We start from the raw sequence: 21101 nt of genomic DNA, 5'->3' as shown, positions 1-21101 counted from the left end.
TTACCGGAGAGTTAAACTTTGAAATACTAACTACACGTAGGATAAATAGTAGTAATACTCAATTCCTTAAAGTGGAGCTTGAAGAATTGCAGGTAAAAATTAGGTAATTAAATATTGTTGTTTGTTTTCCTTAAAGAAGAATTGTAGCACGGGAAGTTCTAATATTAAGTATTATCTATTGATACTTAATACCACCGCTTAATATACGTTTATTATAAATATAAGTTAAAATAATTATATAAAGTAATAACTAAAATAATTTTATCTCAGTTAACCGGCATACTTTGCTTCTTTTTGTTTTCTGGTAGATATGGCAGTTCTTTGTTAGATAATTTAGCTATAAGCGATTTTAAGTATGCTTTTACAATTTTGTGTAACCCTGCTGATTTTAGGAAGCGGCATGTACTTTAGCGTAAAAGCGGGTAAACTCACCGAAACCGGGGCCTTAACTGGTGGTTTGCTGGGGCTGGCCATATTCTTAGGAGCAGGTTTTACCGGCCTAACCATGCTGGCCTTGTTTTTTATAATTGGTAGTGGGGTTACTGGCTGGCAGCTACAATATAAAGCAAACCTGGGCCTGGCCGAAGAAAACAAAGGACGCCGAACGGCTGGTCAGGCATTTGCCAATGCGGGCGTTGCGGGTATTTTGGGTTTATTAGCGTGGTTAGCTGGTAGCCACTCCGAATTATTTACGGTAATGTTAGCGGCGTCTTTTGCCTCGGCTACGGCCGATACCGTTTCGTCGGAGTTAGGCAATGTATACGGCAAGCGCTTTTACAATATCCTTACTCTAAAACCCGACACCCGCGGCCTGAATGGCGTTGTTAGCCTGGAAGGAACGGCTTTGGGTGCATTGGGCAGTTTACTCATGGCCATTGTGTATAGCCTGGGTTTTGGCTGGAACGAAAACCTGGTGTACATCCTTATGGGTGGCACACTGGGCAACCTAACCGATTCGGTTCTAGGCGCAACTTTAGAACGACAAAATTATCTATCGAATAATGCCGTTAATTTTCTAAACACGTTGGTAGGCGCCATAGCCGCAGGCCTTTGCTATATTAGTTTCTACTAAAATGGCTATCTGCAGGTAATTATTTTACACAACTCGTAAGGCCTAACCTTTATGCTGGCTCAAACCCGGCAGGTTTTAAATCTTGCCGGGTTTATACTGCTAATATTGATTTTTGGAACTTATTATAGCAGCAACTCAATAGCAGGTGGTATTATTAGGATTTTGGCTTTTCCAGGTTAGGTAAAAAACCGGTAAGTAAGCCTATCAGGGGCAGAAAAGCACATACCCGGAACACATATTCAATACTGGTTTGGTCAGCCAGTTTGCCCAAAACTGCCGAGCCAATGCCGGCAATACCAAAAGCAAAGCCAAAAAACAATCCGGCAATCAGGCCAATTTTACCCGGTACCAGTTCCTGGGCGTAAACCAGAATTGCCGAAAAAGCCGACGACAAGATTACCCCAATAAAAACAATAATTACCCCGGTCCAGAATAAATTAGCAAAAGGCAACAACAACGTAAATGGCGCTACGCCCAAAATAGAGCCCCAAATTACGTATTTCCGCCCAAACTTATCGCCGATAGGCCCACCAATAAAAGTGCCGGCAGCTACCGAAAATAAAAATACAAATAAGTACAATTGGGAGCTTTGCACCGATACCCCAAATTTCTCGATCAGGTAAAACGTAAAATAGCTGGTCATGCTGGCCAGGTACACGTGTTTCGAGAATATTAAAATTAGCAGGATTACCAACGAAAATATTACCTTTTGCCGCGATAAGCCGGGGTGCATTTCGGGTAACGCCACCGTTACTTTCTTCTGGATATTGGCCGTATGATTTTTTTGCCAGTTACCTACCCACCATAAAACCAAAATGGCCACTAAAGCTACCAACGAAAACCATCCTAAATTGCCTTGTCCATACGGTACAATAATTAAAGCGGCCAGTATGGGCCCCAACGAGCTACCGGCATTGCCGCCTAACTGAAACAAAGATTGCGCCATGCCCCGCCGGCCACCCGATGCGAGGTGCGCCATACGCGAGGCCTCCGGGTGAAATACCGCTGACCCTATACCTACCAAACCCACTGAAAAAAGTAAAAACGAAAAATTATGCGCATTGGCCAGCAGCAATAAACCAATTAAGGTAAAGCTCATGCCCAACACCAGCGCGTAAGGTTGCGGCTTTTTATCGGTGTAAAAACCCACAAAAGGTTGCAATATAGAAGCGGTAAGCTGGTAGGTTAAGGTTATTAAACCAATCTGGGTAAAATCTAGTTTAAAGCCATCTTTTATCAGGGGGTAAATAGAAGGAATCAGCGACTGCAAGGTGTCGTTGAGTAAATGCGAGAAACTGATGGCAAACAGAATTGGAAAAACAGCTTGCTGGGCTACCTGGCGGGTTATGGTTTGCTCCGGCGTAAGCGAATTGTTCATAGCAAAAAATATTAATAAATATCCGCTCCTGTTAAGTATACCGGGCAGAATGGCAAAGTTAAAACCTATCTGGGCGGGTTCCTAATTTATACTTCTATTAACAAGTGTTTAAGTGGCTTTGCGGGTATTAAATTCTTATTAAAAACACGTTTTGGGGCTGCTGGTAAGGCTAGTAGTATAGCTCACGTCGGCAAAGCGCCTGCCACTATCTCTATTTTTAACCAACTAAAATTCAACCATTTATTTTACCAACGCGTTGATTTACCTAAGTTCTTAACCTCTTACAACTATGCTAAAGAAAATACTACTAACTAGTTTCTTGCTGGGCGCTGCTTTTGCTTGCTCAGATAAAGACGATGACAACTTTACCATTGCGCAGGAAAGTTACACTTTACCGGGTAATACTTTTTTCCCGGAAGGTATTGCTTACCATGCTAAATCGGGCACTTTCTTTACAGGAAGCGTAAGCAACGGCGATATTTTACGGGTAAAGGTAGAAGACGGCAATGCAGTTTTGTTTGCCACGGGCAGTCAGCAGAACCGGGCCGCCGCCACCGGCTTAAAAATAGACCGGCAAGACCGGTTGTGGGTATGCGGTGGCGCCAGCAATACCATCCAGGTTTTAGATTTAAACGGTATGCAACTCAAAAGCTGGGACACCAAGTCGTTATTTGGCTCGGGTTTTATTAACGATTGTATTTACGACAATACCCACATTTATTTCACCGATTCACAAATTCAAAAAATTTACCGCACCAGCGTAACGGCCAACCAGCCCGGCGATTTAGAAGAATGGCTTACGTTTACCAATGCTCAGATTCCTTACGTGAGCGGCACCAATGCCAACGGTATTGTTAATACCCCCGACAATAAATATTTAATAATGGTAGTTTCTTCTTCGGGCAAATTATACCGCATCGAGAAAAGCAACAAAGCCATTACCGAAATTACCCTAAACACCCCGGTTAATGCCGGCGACGGGCTGTATTTAATGGGCCAAACCTTGTATGTATCGCGTAATGCAACCAACCAGATTTTTCCGGTAACGCTCAACACCGATTATTCCCAAGGCACCGTTGGAGCCGGTTTTGGCAACAATTTATTATTTAACACCACGCTAGATAAAGCCGGCGATTATTTTTTGGTGGTAAATGGCCAGCTTAACCGCCGTAACCCACCAACGCCCACTTTGCCTTTTACGGTAACCCGGGTTGCCATACCGTAAAAAATTGCGGATTGCCCTAAACAAAAAAGGAAGCTGCGGCTTCCTTTTTTGTTTTCATTAGATTTTAACTATTAAGCGTTTTGCTAATAGCTTTTACAGCGGTTTTCATCGTCAAGTAACCAGGTAAGGATTTGATTGCGGCCTTAACCAATATTACTGCTATTACTTCTTGGGCAGTAATTTTATAAGTAAACCGGGGCCTTCGGTAATCGCATAAATATATCCATCCGGACCTTCGGCTACGCATCTTACCCGGCCAATATCCTGGGCCAGTTTTTCTTCGGTTTTGTATTGGGTGCCATTTAACTGTACCCGGGCAATATGCCGGAACGATAAAGCACCTACTAATAAGTTACCTTTCCAGTTGGGGTAACGGTTGCTTGTAACAATGGTCATGCCGCAAGGTGCAATACTGGGAACCCAATAACGTACCGGGTTTTCTACCCCTTCCATTTCTTTATATTCCGTCAGGATGGTGCCATTGTAGTTTATGCCGTACGAAGTTTTGGGCCAACCGTAATTTTTGCCTTTTTGGATCAGGTTGAGCTCGTCGCCGCCTTTAGGCCCGTGTTCTACCGCCCATAAGCGGTTAGTGGTCGCGTCGTATACCATGCCCTGCGGATTGCGGTGGCCGTACGTCCAGATAGAAGGATTGGCACCTTGCTGCCCCACGTAAGGATTGTCTTTGGGCACCCGGCCGTCGTCGTGTAACCGGTGAATTTTGCCGTGGTCGTTGTTTAATTCCTGTACTTTGGGCTGGGTGCCTCTTTCGCCGGAACTGAAAAACATGTAGTTGTCTTTATCGAAAACAATGCGGCTGCCAAAGTGAAAATTAGCGGGCAGGTAAGGTTTGGCTTCAAATAGTTCTTGTTTCTCTACCAGCTCGTTGCCTTTCAGTTTAAACCGCATAATGGCCGTGGTAGCTCCTCCTTCAACGGGTTTGGAGTAAGAAATATAAATCCATTTGTTTTTAGCGTAGTTGGGGTGCAGCTTTATATCCAGCAAACCACCCTGTCCTTGGGCAAAAACTTTAGGTACGCCACTTAGCTTCTCACCGGTAAATTTACCAGCTTTAAAAACCAATATTTCGCCGGCCTTTTCAGTAACCAGCATGCGGCCATCGGGTAGCCAGGCCATGCCCCAGGGATTCTTAAAACCTTCGTAAAGTTTTTCTACGGTATACGCCGACGAATCGGCTACGGGCTGTGTAATTACCGTTTGGTGGGGAGGGGTAAAAGCTTTTCCGGGTAAAACCGTAAAGGCAGCGGCCAGAAAAGAAAGGGAAAAGATTATTTTTTTATTCATTTGGGTACTTAATTTATTTTTTTGCTAAACTACACATACGGCAGCAGCATTAAAAAAAGCATGCCAAATAAAAAAATATTACCTTTTCCCTTCCGTTATTTTAAAAAATTTATTGATACTACGCTAATAATAATTAATACAAGAGAAACTACTCTATTTCATTATTTTAAAAGGATCTTATCTGCTACCGGCAGATAAGATCCTTTTAGAAGAAAAGTGATAACCAGAAAGTACCTTTAGGTAAATATTTCTTCCTGTTTCTGTGACATCAAATATTCATTTAACCCGCTTGCGGTTATTCCTTTTTAAAATATTGCGAAAATTTCACGTTCATTTTTTCCAGGTGACGAATATTTCCATTTAACCGGGCTAAAAAATCCTGGTAATCTTTTTTGTCCAGCGCGGTCCAGCCTACCTCGGCCATGGCACAAGCCCTTGGGAAAGTCATGTGTTCGGCATGGTCGCCGGTAGACACATACTCTGACCAAACATTGGCCTGCGGACCCAAAATATGCTTCGCTTCGTCGGGGGTTAAACTGGCTGGTATAGGGTTATAACCGTAAACTTTTTCTAAAGGTAAAAAGCCGCCAATGGCAACGGGCTCAACCTCGCGGCCTTGTTTGGTCTGGTAATAATCAAGGTACATAAATTGATTCGGCGACATAATAACGTCGTGCTTTTGTTTGGCCGCCGCAATACCGCCTTCTTCGCCGCGCCAGCTCATTACAACTGCATTGGGTGCCAGGCCGCCTTCTAATATTTCGTCCCAACCAATTATAGTCCGGCCTTTAGAATTTACATACTTTTCGATGCGCTGAATAAAATAGCTTTGTAAACCGTGCTCGTCTTTTAAATCGTGCTTTTTAATCAGGTCCTGGGCTACCGCCGATTTTTTCCACCGATCTTTGGGTGCTTCGTCGCCTCCAATATGGATGTATTTACTTGGGAAAACATCCATTACTTCGGTTAAAACATCCTGCAAAAAGGTAAAAGTTTTTTCGTTCGGGCAGAAAATGTCTTTCTGAATACCCCAGGCGGTTAAAACTTTATACGTAGAATCGGGCTTGCAGCTTAATTCGGGGTAAGCGGCCAGGGCAGCCAGCGAATGGCCCGGCATTTCTATTTCGGGAATAATGGTAATAAAACGGTTCTGGGCGTATTTTACCAAGTCTTTTAGTTCTTGCTGGGTGTAGTAACCGCCGTGGCGTTTGCCATCGTATTTGCGGGGTTTATCGCGCACGTGGCCCACTACGGTGCTGTCGCGCCAGGCAGCAACCGACTGCAGCTTAGGATATTTTTTTATTTCCATGCGCCAGCCGGCATCTTCGGTTAAGTGCAGGTGAAACGTATTTATTTTGTAAAGGGCCAGCAGATCAATATATTTTCTTAAGAAATCGACCGGAAAATAATAACGTCCTACATCCAGCATAACGCCACGGTAGCCAAAGCGCGGGGCATCTTCTATTTGAACGGCCGGCACTTTAAAACTTTTAACGCCGCTATTTTTACTTTCTATTTCGGCGGGCATTAACTGCCGCAACGACTGAATAGCCAGAAAAGCACCTTTGGGGGTGCGGGCAGTAACAGTAATATTCTGGGGCGTTACGGCCAGTTTGTAGCCTTCGTCGTGGGTAATGCTTTTGTTTAAACTAAAGGTAATGCTATTGCTCTTTTTGGCAGTGCCGTACTTTAAGTTTATGCCGCTGGCATTTTTAACCAGGTTAACCAAAAAGTCGGTGGCCGTTTTTAAATTAGCATCGGAGCCATTTACCACAATTACTGTATTGGCATCGAGGTTAAAATCACCTTTCTGCGGAACCAGGTTATTGGGTCTAGGAATAATGGGGTAACGGGTGCTGTTGTCCTGAGCCGACAGGTAATTACTGCTACACAGCAGCGCAATTATTAAAAGCAGCAACTTGTGGTGGAAGGCTTTGACCATGGTATAAAATTTGATTTAATAATGGATAATTAGTTGGCGCAAAATATTTGTAATAATTGGCCATCATTACGAATGTGCTCGATGATCTCAATTATTATTTTCGGCTAATATAGATAAAAAACTCAAAGCATAGTTATTCCTAAAGTATTAGTTAATAAAAACAGCAAATAAATATTATCCTTTACAGCCGCCTTATTTTAATATTTTTAAAATATACTTTATCGTGGCGGTCCGCTAATAATATATGGCCGGCGGCAACTTCGCCGTAATAAACCTGGGTTTTAAGTTTGGTGCCCGCCACCTTATGCCGGAATTCCGGGCTGCCACTGGTGTAGCTTACCACTTTAACCCAGTTTAGCGGTACTTCTGTTATTAAATAATATTTCTGGCTTTTTCCTTTTTGCCTGACCGTAAATTGGCAACAAACAAGATGCGGTAGCCTAATATTACCGTAGATTGCGGAACCTGTGAGTGCCCCAACTCGTGTTTAGGAAGTAGTTGCCATTAATTTAACCGGCAGTATCAGGTATTTATCCGGCCTGAATTCAAAAAATCCTGGCCTATTACGGCAGCCAGGCAAAAAAGAAATTTAGAGGTGTATACAGCCGCCTGTTTTTATCAGGGTTTAGGCGAGACATTCGCTTGCTGGGCTAAGCGTTTCATTTCTTCAAGAATTAAAGTCTGAATATTAGGGCCCCATTTACTGGGTAAACCGTAAACAATCTGGGCCGATTCTCCTTCGTAGCCCCCCTCCTGCCAAACCGTAGCCGATGGAATATACGACATCACATCGTTAGAATAGCCCAGCACAAAAATTTGCGGGCCAAATAATTTTTTCAGTTCAATAGCATATTCAATTACCAATTCCCCACCTAAACTAAACAGCGGCTGGTCGCCTAGTTTCCAGACTTGTAACGGATACGGGTAAGCCGTCATAAAACTTTCGCCGTGTTTGGCTTTGTCCAGCATGCGCTCGGCCCAGCGTTTTTGGTAACCGGTATATTCCTGCACTAATTTCGTTAGTTCGGGCTGCGTAGGTGCCGGATTCAGGGGCAGTTGTATTTCGGAGTAAGCGGTAGTAATTTCCGGCGCCAATGGTCGCATTTCTTCTTCTAACACCCGCTCTACGGCTACAGCCAGCGTTCTGCCGTGCTGTTGGGCCAGAGCCACGGAACGCCGGGGTAATGGGTTTTGGTCGGCACCAGCCCCCTGGAAAAACATGGCCGTTACGCCCGGATGGGCTTTTTCCAGCTCCAATTGGGCAAACCCTACGTAATCGCCCGACCATTTGTAACCATCGAGCACGGTAGGATGACAGGCATACCCAAAAGCAATGGCCATTAGTTTACCGGCTTTGTTTACCACTTTAATTACCGGCACGGCAAAATCGTTGGGGCCTTTTAGTTCGGTTTGTTGGGTTAAAGTTGCTTCTTTGTTGTTGCGGCGGTTTACCTGAAAGCGGGTAACACCATTCTGGGCAAACAGTTGCACCGGTTGCAGCGAACCCAGCGCCGTACCCACTAAATTAACAATCTGGGTTTCGAACTTGCGCGAATATTGCTCTACCTTTTTTTTCTCGGCCGCATCCATGGGGTAAACATCCGACAAAGCATTTTCCAGCACCGGGGCCGAGTGGGTATGGGAGCTATTGAGTAATATTTGCGCTTTAGATAAATTATACTTGGTTTTTAGCCGCTCCCGGATATTATCTGAAACAACTTTGGGTAAGCCCAGCAAGTCGGTGGTTACCAGTACAGCTCTTTTACCTGCGGCATCTTCCATAACCAAAGCTTTGGCCCAAATAGGATGCAGGGTACCTTCGGAAGGATGCGTACGGCCGCCATAACCGGCCAGCCACATGGGTTGATCGGGAGTAATATTTACCCGCGCCACCCCGGCTTTCCAGCCGGCGCTGGTCTGATTTGTTTTTTGCGCGAAAATTAACGTGGTGGTTTGAATAAAAAAGAAGAATAAGAGCAACAGTATTTTTTTCATTTCTGCTTATTATTTAAGAGTAAATATATTCTGGCCTCGTTGGCTTAAGATAAAATTAAGTAGTTGATTTAAAGGCAATGTAGCGGCTGCTGAGCTACTTACCTGGCTCCCCTAAAGCCCGGCTATGTAACCCCTCAGCCGCTAAAACTCAGCTTAATCTACTATTTATTCTATGGTCTGGAGTGGCGGCACATTGTTCTCGGCGCCCACGTAGCCTTTATTCTGGTTAATAGTACCTTACCTTTACCTAATAATCAGTTTTTATAGTAACCTAAAATTCTGGTTATGTGCCGTTGCCAACTATATCCAAATTTTACGGGTACACACCTGAGTAAACAAAAGTAAAATTTTACATACAGCTATGTATATGTTTTCGGGCACGTACCCGAACATATTCAAAAAAATAGTTTTGACAAGCCAAAACTACCGGTTATAATTTAAAAGCGTGTTTAAAATTCATAAAACAAGTTTAAAAAGGTCATTCTGAAAGAATATAACTAGCACATAACCAATTAAATTCTTAAAAACGCCGGTTATGAAGGGAAGCTAGTGCTTTATTACTTATTTTTAAAATTTAAACATGTTCAGGCATTATTTATGATATTTAATTAAAAATAAGCCTGAAGCATCAATTAAACAAGCCTACTTTAAAAAAATTCTTTTGCTTTTAACAAAAGGTATCAAAAACAGAGGAATATTCTAAATATTTATTAAAAGCTACCTGTAAACTGGCTAAAAAACAACCCAATTATTTATAAAATACCTCGGCAACATTTAAGAAATATGACCGGTTTGTTTTTATGTTAATTGCGGTAAAACTCGTAGTTCTCGCGGGTTAAAATATCAATGGGCATGTAGTACATATTATCGGTCTTAATTTTTAAAATTAAGTTGTGGTACAAAGCCATTACCCCACGGTAACCCTGCTCCTCTGATTTCTGACAAATCAAAAAATTTAACATTTCGTCTTGCAGGCATTGTATATTCTCTTTTACAAAATCGTAGCCAATGAGCAAAACATTCTCTTTCTGGTTCTTTTTAAGGAAATTAGCCACCAAAAAAACCCTGGAATTGGTTACAAAAACCGAGGCAATATCCGGGTTGTTCTTAAAAACTTCTAACAGGCTTTTCTCAACCGCTTCGTAGTCAGTCTGGTGAATATCAACCTTCAGGATCTCGGTTGATTTGTTTTTATCTTTAAAAAATTGCCGGAAACCTTCTTCTTTTCTTAAGAGGTAATGTTGTTTATTTATTTTCTTAGCAATATTTACCAGCAGGGTTTTGCCCGTTTTCAGGTAAGCATAGTCGGTTAGGCTAGCCGCCAAGTACCCGCTTTTAAATAACTCCGGCCCTACGTAGCACAAACTATCCTGCGACGGAATATCGGAATTGATAAATACGTAAGGAATCTTTTGCTTTTTACAGGCATCGGTAAACTGCACCGCTTCCTGAATAAAAGAAGGAGCCAGTACCAAACCATCTACTTTGTTTTCCAGAATGAGTTTGGTTTGTTTAATAAAAGATTTTTTGTCGTTCTGGTCGAAAAAATATTTCTCTACGTTTATGCCGTATTGGTTTAGTTCCGCTTCGGCCCGGCTAATGCCGGTTAAGGGCGCTTGCCAGTAAGCTGTTTCGGTAGATACTTCCGGAATTAAAGCCGCAAATTTGTAAACTTTGCCTGAAGCCAGCCGGCGCGCCAGAATATTAGGTTGGTAATTTAAATTTTTAATAATTGCGTTAATCTTGTTACGGGTACTTTCCGAAACTCCGGTTCGGTTGTGCAGTACCCGGTCTACCGTTGCCAACGACACGTTGGCCAATTTGGCTATTTCCTTCACCCCTACCAATTCGTCACTTTTCTTCTTCATAGGTCTTTTCTGGCGTTTAGATTAACTTATTTTGCCTTACTATAATATACAAATAAAAACAGGTTTAAAACGATTCAGGAAAATTTTTGATATAAAACAGCCGGGCTGTTTTATTTTTGACTTTAGCTACTGGTGCGTATTTATTTGTAAACTATTATAAATAAATACTTTAACCAGATTTTGTAGTACAGAAAATTCTTACTACAGGTGCTTAGCCTAAAAATAAAACAGCCCGGAAAGTTGGTTTAAAAGAAAATTACCGCGACCAGCGCCGGATACGGTGACCGTAAACCGCATAAAATACCAGGTACAAATAGCACGGGAACAGTACCCAGTAAGCCTGCCGCACATCAAATAAATCGGCATAATGGCCGTAGAATAGCGGCAAAATAGCGTTACCACAAAGCCCCATAATCATGATAGAAGCGCCTAATTTGGTATAACGACCCAAACCATCGAGTGCCAATGGCCAAATACCGGCCCAAACCAAAGAGTTGGGTAAACCCAGTAATACCACAAACCAAATAGAAATATCGGCGGTATGGCCCAGCAAAGTTACCTCTCCGCTTGTAAAAATAATTAAGAGCGTGAAAACACAGCCCAACAAGGTACAAATACGAAGGGCATTTACCTGGCTAATAAACCGCGGAATACAAATAATACCCGTAATGTAGCCGCAAATGGTCATGAATAAAGTATACGACGGGAAGGTTTTGGCTTCCATTAAGGAAATATTCATAGAACCGGCGTAGCCGATAATGGTATCGATGGCAATAACCTGGGTACCCACGTGCAGAAAAATGGCAAATGCGCCTAAAATCAGGTGCGGGAACTGGAAAATACTGGTTTTGGTAGAGTTGGCATTGGCTACTTCCGGGGTTTCTTCTTCGGTATTAATTTCAGGTAACGGCGAGAAGCGCACCATTAAGCCCAAGCAAATCAGGAAAAAGCCCATAAATGTGTAAGGCATTATTACCCGACGGATTAATTCATCTAATGCCGCATCCTTTTGCGTTTCGGTCATGGAACCCAATTGGGCAAATAAATCAGTATCGGTGGCTTTTAAAATTACGGCCGCAAAAATAAGGGGTGCCACAATACCCGCAAATTTGTTGCAGATACCCATAATACTAATGCGCTGGGCAGCTCTTTCTTTGGGCCCCAGAACTGTAATATAAGGGTTAGAGGCGGTTTGTAACACCGCTAAGCCAGCCCCAATGGTAAACAGCCCCATTAAAAATATGCCGTAAGTACGGGTAAGAGCCGCCGGCACAAAGATAAAGGCACCAATGGCCATGGCCCAGAAGCCAAACATCATTCCTTTTTTAAACCCTACTTTTTTTAATAAAAAAGAAGAAGGCACCGACATAACAAAATAAGAAATGTAAAAAGCAAACGTAACCAGGTAAGACTGAAAATTGGTGAGTTCGCAGGCTATTTTAAAATAAGGGATTAAAATTGCGTTTACCCAGGATACAAAACCAAACATGAAAAAAAGTACCCCAATTATTAAAATGGAGATAATGGTATCTCTTTTACTCAGAGAACTAACCTCCACTTTGGCGGCCGATTTAGGTGCTACTAATGTTTTACTCATACAACTATTTTTTTGTCTTCGGAACTAAAGGGTTTAGAAATATTAAATTGAGTTTAGTTATTTAATGTTGGATAAATAGCTTTTTGCCTGGGCACTTTTTTATTATCAGATAAATAAGATTAAAATTAAACCAGCCTTATCTGTTAAGTACCCGCTGCCGGGTTTTACAGGTTTAGCATCTGTATTTTAAGACTACCCAAGGCAATAATCCATGCAGGTAGCAAATAAATTTTCAACTTTAATACACAGCCGTATCGGGGGAAATACAGGCTGCTGTGCCGGACTATAAAAAAGATTTTACCGGATAAAGCCCGAAAAACCCTTTTTATAAAATAAAGTAGCCAGGTAAATATATTCCGGACTAAGTAAAACCAATATCAGGTAAATAGCTCTAAACCAATTGTAGCACCTCTTTCTCAGAACTTCAGATTAGTTACAATATAAGTCTAAACTTAATTTGTAACCTGCTGGTACCTAATTAACCTATATTTTGCTTAACCGCCCTGCTGTTTTCTGAACTACCAGAACAATTTAAGACTCCTTTGTTTTTACCGTGTACGTACCCGAAAATAGTAAAAAGTTTTATAACATCTATACTAAAAACCGTATTTATTAAAAAATATTTTTTTTTCACTCAGCCACCTACTCTTTTACAGACCCTTAACCCATATTATTCTGGATAATATTATAAGTATATTATTCCTTATAATAAACCCAGAGCACGCATTGTAGACCTGGAATTTACTTCCAGCATAATTTATACAAAGAAGTAGCCAGGCTAATTTTTTACTACTTTCGGCTTTAGGCGGTAATATTAATAAATATTAGCAACCTGCTTATTTGCCTTTTATAATTATAATAGTGTGTAACCAGTAGTGCTAAGTAATAAATAATTTAATAATCAGATTACTGATAGATTGGGTTAGTTACAAAACAATTGTTTATTTTCTGTGTACCCGATTACTGGCTTTTAAATTTATTTAACAAAGTTGTTTATGCATTAATAAATAAACCATTCGTTAAGGAGTTGGCCCAACTACCTTTAGTTTAGGGCATAAAAAAAGCAAACCGGTAGGGCTTGCTTTTTCTTAGAATCTGTGGGCATTAACCATTATAATTTCTTCTGAATCGGGCATTATTTTCAACATCTCTGCCACCGCGGTTATTTCTTTGGGCTTGCATTTGCTGACGATCCTCTTCGTATTTGGCGTATTGTTTTTTACTTAAGATGCCTTTTAGTTCTTTTTCGTAGCTGGCGTGCATTTTTTGGCGATCCTGCTTTTGATAAGAATTTCCGGGTTTTTGGTTCTGATTCCGGTAGGCAGTCATTTGCTGAGCTTGTTTCAGGTTTAATGCCTGTAACTGCTTTTTCTGTTTGCTGCTAAGGTCTAATTTTTGGGCCAGCATTTCGGTACGTTGGGTAGCACGCTGCTCCGGGCTTACGGCCATCTTACGGTCTTTATTGCGCTTAAATTCACCCCGGGTATTTTTATCGGAGCGATTTTGTTCAGAAGGGTTGCGGTAAGTATTATTTCTTTCTCTTGGCGCAGTATTTTGGGCATTAACGGTTCCGGCTACAGCTACACTTAAAGCAATCATGGCTAGGTACTTTTTCATTTTCTTAAAATTTAAAGGTTATAAGTTCTATTTTCTGTCAGGTTAACTAACCTGGTTGATTCCTTTAATTCAAACCAAATGCCAGAAAACCAACCAGCGTTAACCAAACGAGCCAAATTACCGCAAGTATCGACCAATAGCTGTTTTGTATCGGTAAATACCGGCAAGAGCGTATTGGGGAAAACATTAAAACTAAAAAATAGATTTTTTTACCCAGGAGAGAATAGTATATAATAATATAGGAGTTGGAAATAAAAAGTAGCAAAAAAGAAAAAACCAGCCGTGGAGCTGGTTTTTACCTGAGTTTCCGAATTTGTTGCCGGCGTGAGTTGTAACCCTCAAAGCCTATTTGCTACTTCAGCGTTTACACATTGGCTTTTTCATACCAACCGCCTTTCGCACGTTTTATTGTTTGTGTGTGACATTATCCCATTTAGCTTTGGCATACCAACATTTCTGTTGCCTTTCGTCCTCTCAGGGTGCTAATATATATAGTTTTTTATATATTTAAAAATTCTGGCAAATAATTTCTTAAACTTTTCTTCAAACCGCAAATCGCTACCTAAAATACAGCCTTACAATTTCTATAATAAGGCCATATTTACTCGGGTATACTATCAGCCAGAAAAGGGTTAGGCCTACCCCTAATGTCAAACGTAACTTAAAATAATCAGCTACTCTTGGTGGTAGTTATCTGTTAGGGCTACTTCATTACTCCACTATTAAAGTAGCAAAATATAATTTGTCACTTTTAATTGACAGTCAGCGCTCCTACTTTATTTATTAAGTGCATTTTACAATGGCACGTAAATTAATATTTAATTGCGTAGTATCTCAGTTACATATATTAAGCAACGCCTTTCGTTTGTAAACTATTTTAATAAAAACAATTCAGGGTCAAAAATAAAAAACTGCACACCATTTTACCGGCTAAACTTTTATAAATTGGGCTTATTGCCACTAATTTATTTAAATATGGGCTAATAGATAAAAATGAATTGCACTTGCCAGTACACAAAAATTTTGATTCCCGGATATTGGATTAACTTTAGATTTAATCAGCAGGTTATACTTTATTTAAAACTATTTACCCCTTCCATAATTAAGAACATATTATCCTGCTTATTGTTAATATTTATTTGGAGAAATAGGGCTAATATATTAAAACTAAAACCTTGATTGTTTGTTAAGTAATTTAGTGTTCTGGTGCCTTTCATTTATTAAAATAATGAATTTATATTATGTTGTTAAAAAAGAGTAAATAAAAACTTGTAAAAGATTTTATTTATTTAAATAAAATTTGATAATCTTACATTTCTAATTACAAACATATAACCTAAAACAATCATGGCAAAAGACCCGAATTTTGATGAAATTGTACAAACCTTACAAGAAGCACAAAAAAACAAAGAGCATTTAGCTGCATTGGCATCTAGCATTGAGCGCTATGTTTCGCAACAAAAGAAAGGTTTAGAAGAGTTAGAGTCGCTTATTTCACAAGCCAGAGAAGGTAAACTGCAAGTAAAAAAGCGGGGCGGTTACAGAGGCAGAAAAAACAAAGCTAACAACGGCGATGCTGCCGCAAATGGTTAATTAATTTAATTTATTCTTTTAGCAGAAGTACATCCAAAACACTGGATGTACTTTTTTTATGTGTTGCCGTTTCATGAGGGGCAAACCTTTACATATTAATGCGCGTTGTTTTTTACCAGCTAATCTTCTATTAGGTTTTAACCTCCAGGCAGCCATTTCGTAAATCCAGAATAATTTAACCTAAAGCTTATGGAAATTATTCACGACGAAAAAGATTTTCGTTTTTACGCTAAAATAGCCGACGAGGAAGCAGAGCTTACCTATACTTACCCCGAGGAAACAGTTCTGGATTTTGATTATACTTTTGTGCCGGCAAGTGCCCGTAACCAAGGTTTAGCCGATAAATTAGTGCAAACTGGATTAGAGTTTGCCCGCTCCCGCAATTTAAAAGTGATTCCGTCATGTCCGGTAGTTGAAGCATTCGTAAAACGCCATCCCGAATACCAATCGCTATTAACCTGATATCCGATAAATTACCTGCTGCAAAAAGCAATAATACGCAACGCGCTACAGAATTCAATATCCGGACTTTTAAGTCATTTAGCCTGTATCAAGCCTTTGTTTTAAGCTACAGTAAATTTAGATACTGATCTGTTTGTTGCTTTTATTGTATTTTGTTAAATAATAGAATTTAGCACCACTAATCAAAAGTTTAATCTTGAATAAATAAACAGAGCTAAATATTTGATACGTGCTACACATTTAATTTACGGCTATAGTATACTATAATTGCAACTTTTGTTACACAGATAGCACATTAAGTATTCATCTTTAGGGTTCATCTTTCCACTTCCGTCATTCCAAAAGAATCTTATCGGCTAAAGGCAAATAAGATACTTTGGGAATGACGGTGGTAAATGGATTTAAACTTATCTAATTGTTGTTGCGAAACCTTAGTTTAATGAGTATTAACCGATTGAAATAACATTAATAAATGAAAATACAATAGTATTCCCGACAAATAAGCATTAATATTTATCTATACCAGTATTAAAGTTTGATAGATTAGAGGCTTGATTAAATTCTAGATGTTGGCTAAAATGTAGCTAACCGGTTACTATTAAGATTTCTCTGAAATTAGTGGAATAACTCGTATCGATAGATCAGGCATAATATAACCAGGCACTGTGGTTCTAAAGCTAATAATTAAGCAAGCATTGCTCTTATAAGCTTAATCTATACTTTTAACTTTATCAGAAAAATAGACTAACCTGGTTATACTGGTGGCTGGCTAAAAATGCTTTAATAATAGTATTTATTATTTAGTCTTTAAAAATATATAACCTCTTTCCCGATTAATTTAAACAACACCAACTAAACTAAAGTTACCTTTACACCCATCCCTTCTAAAGTTTTAATGGTGTGCTCCGAAATACCTTTATCGGTTATTATTTGGTCTATATCTTCGAAACCGCAAATCCGGCCAAAACCCCGTTTACCAAACTTAGTCGAATCGGCCAGCACAATGGTTTTTTGGGCAATACTTATCATTTGCCGGTTTAGGTGGGCTTCCATTACATTGGTGGTGGTTAACCCAAACTCCAGGTCAATGCCATCTACACCCAGAAATAATTTACTGCACGAAAAATCGGCCAGAATACCTTCAGCGTAAGGGCCGGTAACCGAAGACGAACTTTTCCTTAACAATCCTCCCAATTGTAACACCTCGATTTCGGGTTGCCGGATTAATTCTAAAGCTACCTGCAAAGCCGAGGTTATTACCGTTAAATTTTCTTTGGGTTTAATATTTTTAGCCAAGGCCAGCACCGTGGTTCCCGACGCAATTACAATCGAATCGTTGGGTGCTACCAATTTGGCCGCCGCTGCCCCAATGCGCGTTTTTTCGTTGGCCTGAATGCCTTCTTTTTCGTTTACCGAGCGGTCGACGGTATACGGGTTGTTTTGGGTGGCACCGCCGTGGGTCCGGAATAACAGCCCTTTGTCTTCGAGCAGTTTCAGATCCTTTCTTATAGTTACCGACGAAACACTAAGCTCATCGCATAGGTTTAAAACATTTACCTGCCCCTCCTGCTGCAATTTATTAATAATATATTGATGTCTTTTGGTAATGGTAAGCATAGAATTTCGGTATTTTAAAGCTTCTGAAATGGGCTTAGGCTAAAAACAACCAATACTACAAACATTTCCCAAGATTCCACAGGGCTAAGCACCCAATCAGTTAAATTTATCTCCCCTAACCCAATTGTTTTTCAGGAAAGCAATAATTTTATTTCTTTTTATGTATTTCGTTTTGCCTTTACAATTAATTTCATTTAATTTAAAACGAAATAAAAAGAAACCCCAATTTTTAAAGTAATTTTTCCGTGATAAATACTAATCCCAATCCATTGTTATTTAACCGCGCTCATTTTTTGCAGGAGATTAAAAATAATGGCCGGGTTTGGGACATTATTGTAATTGGCGGTGGCGCAACTGGTTTAGGCGTAGCACTGGATGCGGCCGCCCGCGGCTTCCGCACCTTACTTTTAGAACAATCCGATTTTGCCAAAGGTACCTCCAGCAGAAGCACCAAACTGGTACACGGGGGCGTACGTTACCTGGCCCAGGGCGATATTAAACTGGTTTACGAAGCGCTTTATGAGCGCGGCCTTTTAATCCAAAACGCTCCGCACCTGGTACGTATTCAGTCGTTTGTGATTCCTAATTATACCTGGTGGAACGAAATGCTGTACGGCGTAGGCTTAACCGTTTACGATTTAATGGCGGGCCGCTACCGGCTGAATAAAACCAATTTACTCTCGGGCAAAACCGTCCGTAAGTTATTACCTAACATTCAACCGCAAAGTTTAAAAGGGGGCGTTCGGTACTACGATGGTCAGTTTGATGATGCGCGTTTGGCGATAAACCTGGCCCAAACCTGTGCCGAACAAGGTGGCGTAGTTTTAAATTACGCCCAGGTAAATGGTTTATTAAAAGACCAGAATGGCAAAATAGCGGGCGTAAAGGCCCGGGACCTGGAAACCGGCGAAACTTACGAACTGCCCGCCAAAGTGGTGGTAAATGCAACGGGCGTTTTTGTAAACGAAATTCTGGAACTAAATGCCCCGGCCCAACCGCCCTTGGTGCGGCCCAGCCAGGGAGTACACGTAGTGCTGGATAAATCTTTTCTGCCAGGTTCCGATGCCTTAATGATTCCGAAAACGCCCGATGGCCGGGTATTATTTGCGGTGCCCTGGCACGATCATTTATTAGTAGGTACCACCGATACGCCTTTAGACAAACACAGCCTGGAGCCAACCGCTTTGGCCCAGGAAATAGATTTTATATTAGATACTGCCGGTAAATATTTGGTGCGTAAGCCCAACCGGACCGATGTACTGAGTGTTTTTGCCGGTCTACGGCCGTTAGCTGCCCCTACCAAAAATACCGGCAGCACCAAAGAAATTTCCCGGAGCCATAAATTAATCGTTGCTAACTCGGGGTTAATAACCATAACCGGTGGTAAATGGACTACTTACCGGAAAATGGCCGAAGACACCGTTGATCAGGCCATTGCGGTAGGCAACTTACCCGCTACTGCCTGCAATACAGCTCAATTAAAAATACATGGCTTTACCCAAAAAACGCCTACCGGCAATCATTTAAATATTTACGGTACCGATGCCGATAGTATTAATGCTTTGATTCAGGCGAAACCATCTTTGGGGCAAAAGTTGCACCCCGACTTCCCGAACGTACAAGCCGAAGTTATTTGGGCGGTACGCAACGAAATGGCCCGGACCGTGGAAGATGTTTTGGCCCGCCGCATGCGTATTTTGTTTTTAAATGCCCGGGTTGCCCAGAAAATGGCCCCGCAGGTTGCCGCTATTATGGCCGCAGAATTAAACCAAAACCAAGAATGGATACAAAAACAATTGGCTGATTTCTTAACTTTGGCTAATAATTATTTACTTGAACCTACAAAAATATTAACACCCGTTAGCACCACATAATTAAGAAAACCTAAAATCAGGAAAAATGGCAAAATATATTCTCTCATTCGACCAAGGCACCACCAGTTCCCGGGCCATTGTGTTCGACCGGAAAGGCGCGTTGGTATCGATTGCACAGAAAGAATTTACTCAAATTTACCCCCAGCCGGGCTTGGTTGAACACAATGCCAATGAAATCTGGTCGACGCAGGTGGGCGTAGCCGCCGAAGCTATCTTAAAAGCGGGTTTACAAGCCACCGATATACAAGCCATTGGCATAACCAACCAACGCGAAACCACCGTAGTTTGGGACCGGCGTACCGGCGAGGCCATTTGCAATGCCATTGTTTGGCAAGACCGCCGCACTGCCGAGCACTGCGACCGGCTACGGGCAGAAGGCTACGCCCCGCTTATACAGGAAAAAACCGGTTTGGTACTCGATGCCTATTTTTCGGCTACTAAAATCAGTTGGATTTTACAAAATATTCCGGGAGCCCGCGAAAAAGCCGAAGCTGGCCATTTGGCTTTTGGCACCATCGATTCCTGGCTGATCTGGAAAATGACCGACGGCCAGGTGCACGTAACTGATGTTACAAACGCTTCCCGCACCCTGTTGCTAAACCTGCATACCCTTACCTGGGACGAAGAATTACTAAATTTATTTGGCGTACCGGCCAGTATGTTGCCCGAAGTAAAATCGTCGAGCGAGATAGTAGGCGAAACCTCAGCCAATCTTTTCTCGGTCCGGATTCCGATTGCCGGTATTGCCGGCGACCAGCAAGCCGCTTTATTTGGTCAAATGTGCACCAAACCCGGTATGGTTAAAAACACTTACGGTACCGGTTGCTTTATGCTGATGAACATTGGCGACAAACCTATTGTATCGACTCATAAATTAGTAACTACGGTAGCCTGGAAAATTAATGGCCAGGTACAATACGCTTTAGAAGGCAGTATATTTATTGCTGGTGCGGTGGTGCAATGGTTACGCGATGGATTGGGTATTATTCAGACCGCCGCCGATGTAGAAACCTTGGCTAAAAAAGTAAAAAACAGCGAAGGTGTTTACATGGTGCCGGCTTTTGCCGGTTTAGGTGCCCCCCATTGGGACCAGCACGCCCGCGGCACAATGGTAGGATTAACCCGTGGCAGCACAGCCGCCCATATAGCCCGGGCTGCCCTGGAAAGCATTGCTTACCAGACCATGGAAGTATTAAAAGCCATGGAAGCCGATGCCGGCGTACAAATTGAAGAGCTGCGGGTAGATGGCGGGGCCACCGCCAATAATCTATTAATGCAGTTTCAGGCCGATATTTTAGAAGCGCGGGTTGTAAAACCCGAAATTACCGAAGTAACCGCTATTGGTGCCGCTTACCTGGCAGGCCTGGCAACCGGTTTCTGGCGCGATACCGACGAAATTCAGAAACAATGGCAAATAAACCAACATTATAATCCGGCCAAGAATTTCCCGAAAGAATCCTTTATTGCCGGCTGGGAGCGAGCCGTTAAAGCCGCTCGTGCCTGGGCGCAAAAAGGTGAACCCGAATTAGAAACCTCAACCACCATCAGCTAAGAAA

The 21101-nt window shown here is 41.5% G+C and carries 15 protein-coding genes; 6 read left to right on the top strand and 9 right to left on the bottom strand.

The features are described 5' to 3' along the window. The first annotated feature begins 355 nt into the window (after window positions 1-355). Window positions 356-1072 (top strand): DUF92 domain-containing protein, encoded by a 717-nt coding sequence (locus ACO1R6_RS20345; RefSeq protein WP_486266945.1) that lies wholly within the window; start codon window positions 356-358, stop codon window positions 1070-1072. Between the two features lie 154 nt (window positions 1073-1226). Here the strand turns inward: ACO1R6_RS20345 and ACO1R6_RS20340 are convergent, their stop codons facing one another. Continuing rightward, window positions 1227-2450: an MFS transporter gene (locus ACO1R6_RS20340; RefSeq protein ID WP_486266944.1), complete on the bottom strand. Its 1224-nt coding sequence runs from the start codon at window positions 2448-2450 to the stop codon at window positions 1227-1229. Between the two features lie 289 nt (window positions 2451-2739). On the opposite strand from ACO1R6_RS20340, the gene ACO1R6_RS20335 reads away from it, so the two are divergent. After that, a complete protein-coding gene (locus tag ACO1R6_RS20335) occupies window positions 2740-3675 on the top strand; it encodes an SMP-30/gluconolactonase/LRE family protein (RefSeq protein WP_486266943.1) in 936 nt (311 codons plus the stop codon). Window positions 3676-3837: 162 nt separating this feature from the next. On the opposite strand, the gene ACO1R6_RS20330 is transcribed toward ACO1R6_RS20335, so the two are convergent. The 7 genes from ACO1R6_RS20330 to ACO1R6_RS20300 form a co-directional block, all read right to left on the bottom strand. Continuing rightward, window positions 3838-4980, bottom strand: coding sequence for a PQQ-dependent sugar dehydrogenase (locus tag ACO1R6_RS20330; protein WP_486266942.1), 1143 nt, complete (start codon window positions 4978-4980; stop codon window positions 3838-3840). Window positions 4981-5275: 295 nt separating this feature from the next. After that, window positions 5276-6922, bottom strand: coding sequence for a beta-N-acetylhexosaminidase (locus ACO1R6_RS20325; RefSeq protein ID WP_486266941.1), 1647 nt, complete (start codon window positions 6920-6922; stop codon window positions 5276-5278). A gap of 181 nt (window positions 6923-7103) precedes the next feature. Beyond that, a complete protein-coding gene (locus tag ACO1R6_RS20320; protein WP_486266940.1) occupies window positions 7104-7265 on the bottom strand; it encodes a hypothetical protein in 162 nt (53 codons plus the stop codon). Window positions 7266-7540: 275 nt separating this feature from the next. After that, entirely contained in the window at window positions 7541-8917 is a 1377-nt protein-coding gene (locus tag ACO1R6_RS20315) for a neutral/alkaline non-lysosomal ceramidase N-terminal domain-containing protein (protein WP_486266939.1), read from the bottom strand. 803 nt (window positions 8918-9720) lie between these two features. Continuing rightward, the gene (locus ACO1R6_RS20310) at window positions 9721-10785 is read right to left on the bottom strand and encodes a LacI family DNA-binding transcriptional regulator (RefSeq protein ID WP_486266938.1); all 1065 of its coding nucleotides are present in this window, start codon (window positions 10783-10785) and stop codon (window positions 9721-9723) included. Between the two features lie 256 nt (window positions 10786-11041). Then, the gene (locus ACO1R6_RS20305) at window positions 11042-12382 is read right to left on the bottom strand and encodes a sugar MFS transporter (RefSeq protein ID WP_486266937.1); all 1341 of its coding nucleotides are present in this window, start codon (window positions 12380-12382) and stop codon (window positions 11042-11044) included. Window positions 12383-13486: 1104 nt separating this feature from the next. Further along, complete coding sequence (locus ACO1R6_RS20300; RefSeq protein ID WP_486266936.1) at window positions 13487-13999, bottom strand: hypothetical protein; 513 nt, start codon at window positions 13997-13999, stop codon at window positions 13487-13489. Between the two features lie 1347 nt (window positions 14000-15346). Between ACO1R6_RS20300 and ACO1R6_RS20295 the strand changes: the two genes are divergently transcribed. Both ACO1R6_RS20295 and ACO1R6_RS20290 read left to right on the top strand, forming a co-directional pair. After that, window positions 15347-15592 carry a hypothetical protein gene (locus ACO1R6_RS20295; RefSeq protein ID WP_486266935.1) on the top strand — a complete coding sequence of 82 codons (246 nt, stop codon included), beginning with the start codon at window positions 15347-15349 and terminating at the stop codon, window positions 15590-15592. Between the two features lie 189 nt (window positions 15593-15781). Then, entirely contained in the window at window positions 15782-16054 is a 273-nt protein-coding gene (locus ACO1R6_RS20290; RefSeq protein WP_486266934.1) for a GNAT family N-acetyltransferase, read from the top strand. Window positions 16055-16906: 852 nt separating this feature from the next. Here the strand turns inward: ACO1R6_RS20290 and ACO1R6_RS20285 are convergent. Next, the gene (locus tag ACO1R6_RS20285) at window positions 16907-17671 is read right to left on the bottom strand and encodes a DeoR/GlpR family DNA-binding transcription regulator (protein WP_486266933.1); all 765 of its coding nucleotides are present in this window, start codon (window positions 17669-17671) and stop codon (window positions 16907-16909) included. 245 nt (window positions 17672-17916) lie between these two features. Between ACO1R6_RS20285 and ACO1R6_RS20280 the strand changes: the two genes are divergently transcribed. Together ACO1R6_RS20280 and glpK are read left to right on the top strand one after the other, a co-directional pair. After that, a complete protein-coding gene (locus ACO1R6_RS20280; RefSeq protein WP_486266932.1) occupies window positions 17917-19545 on the top strand; it encodes a glycerol-3-phosphate dehydrogenase/oxidase in 1629 nt (542 codons plus the stop codon). 25 nt (window positions 19546-19570) lie between these two features. Then, the gene (glpK, locus tag ACO1R6_RS20275; RefSeq protein ID WP_486266931.1) at window positions 19571-21097 is read left to right on the top strand and encodes a glycerol kinase GlpK; all 1527 of its coding nucleotides are present in this window, start codon (window positions 19571-19573) and stop codon (window positions 21095-21097) included. Window positions 21098-21101: the final 4 nt, after the last annotated feature.

The organism is Adhaeribacter sp. (assembly GCF_057359045.1).
The sequence above is the reverse complement of the archived record's forward strand: the minus strand, read 5'-3'. Positions and strand labels throughout refer to the sequence as shown.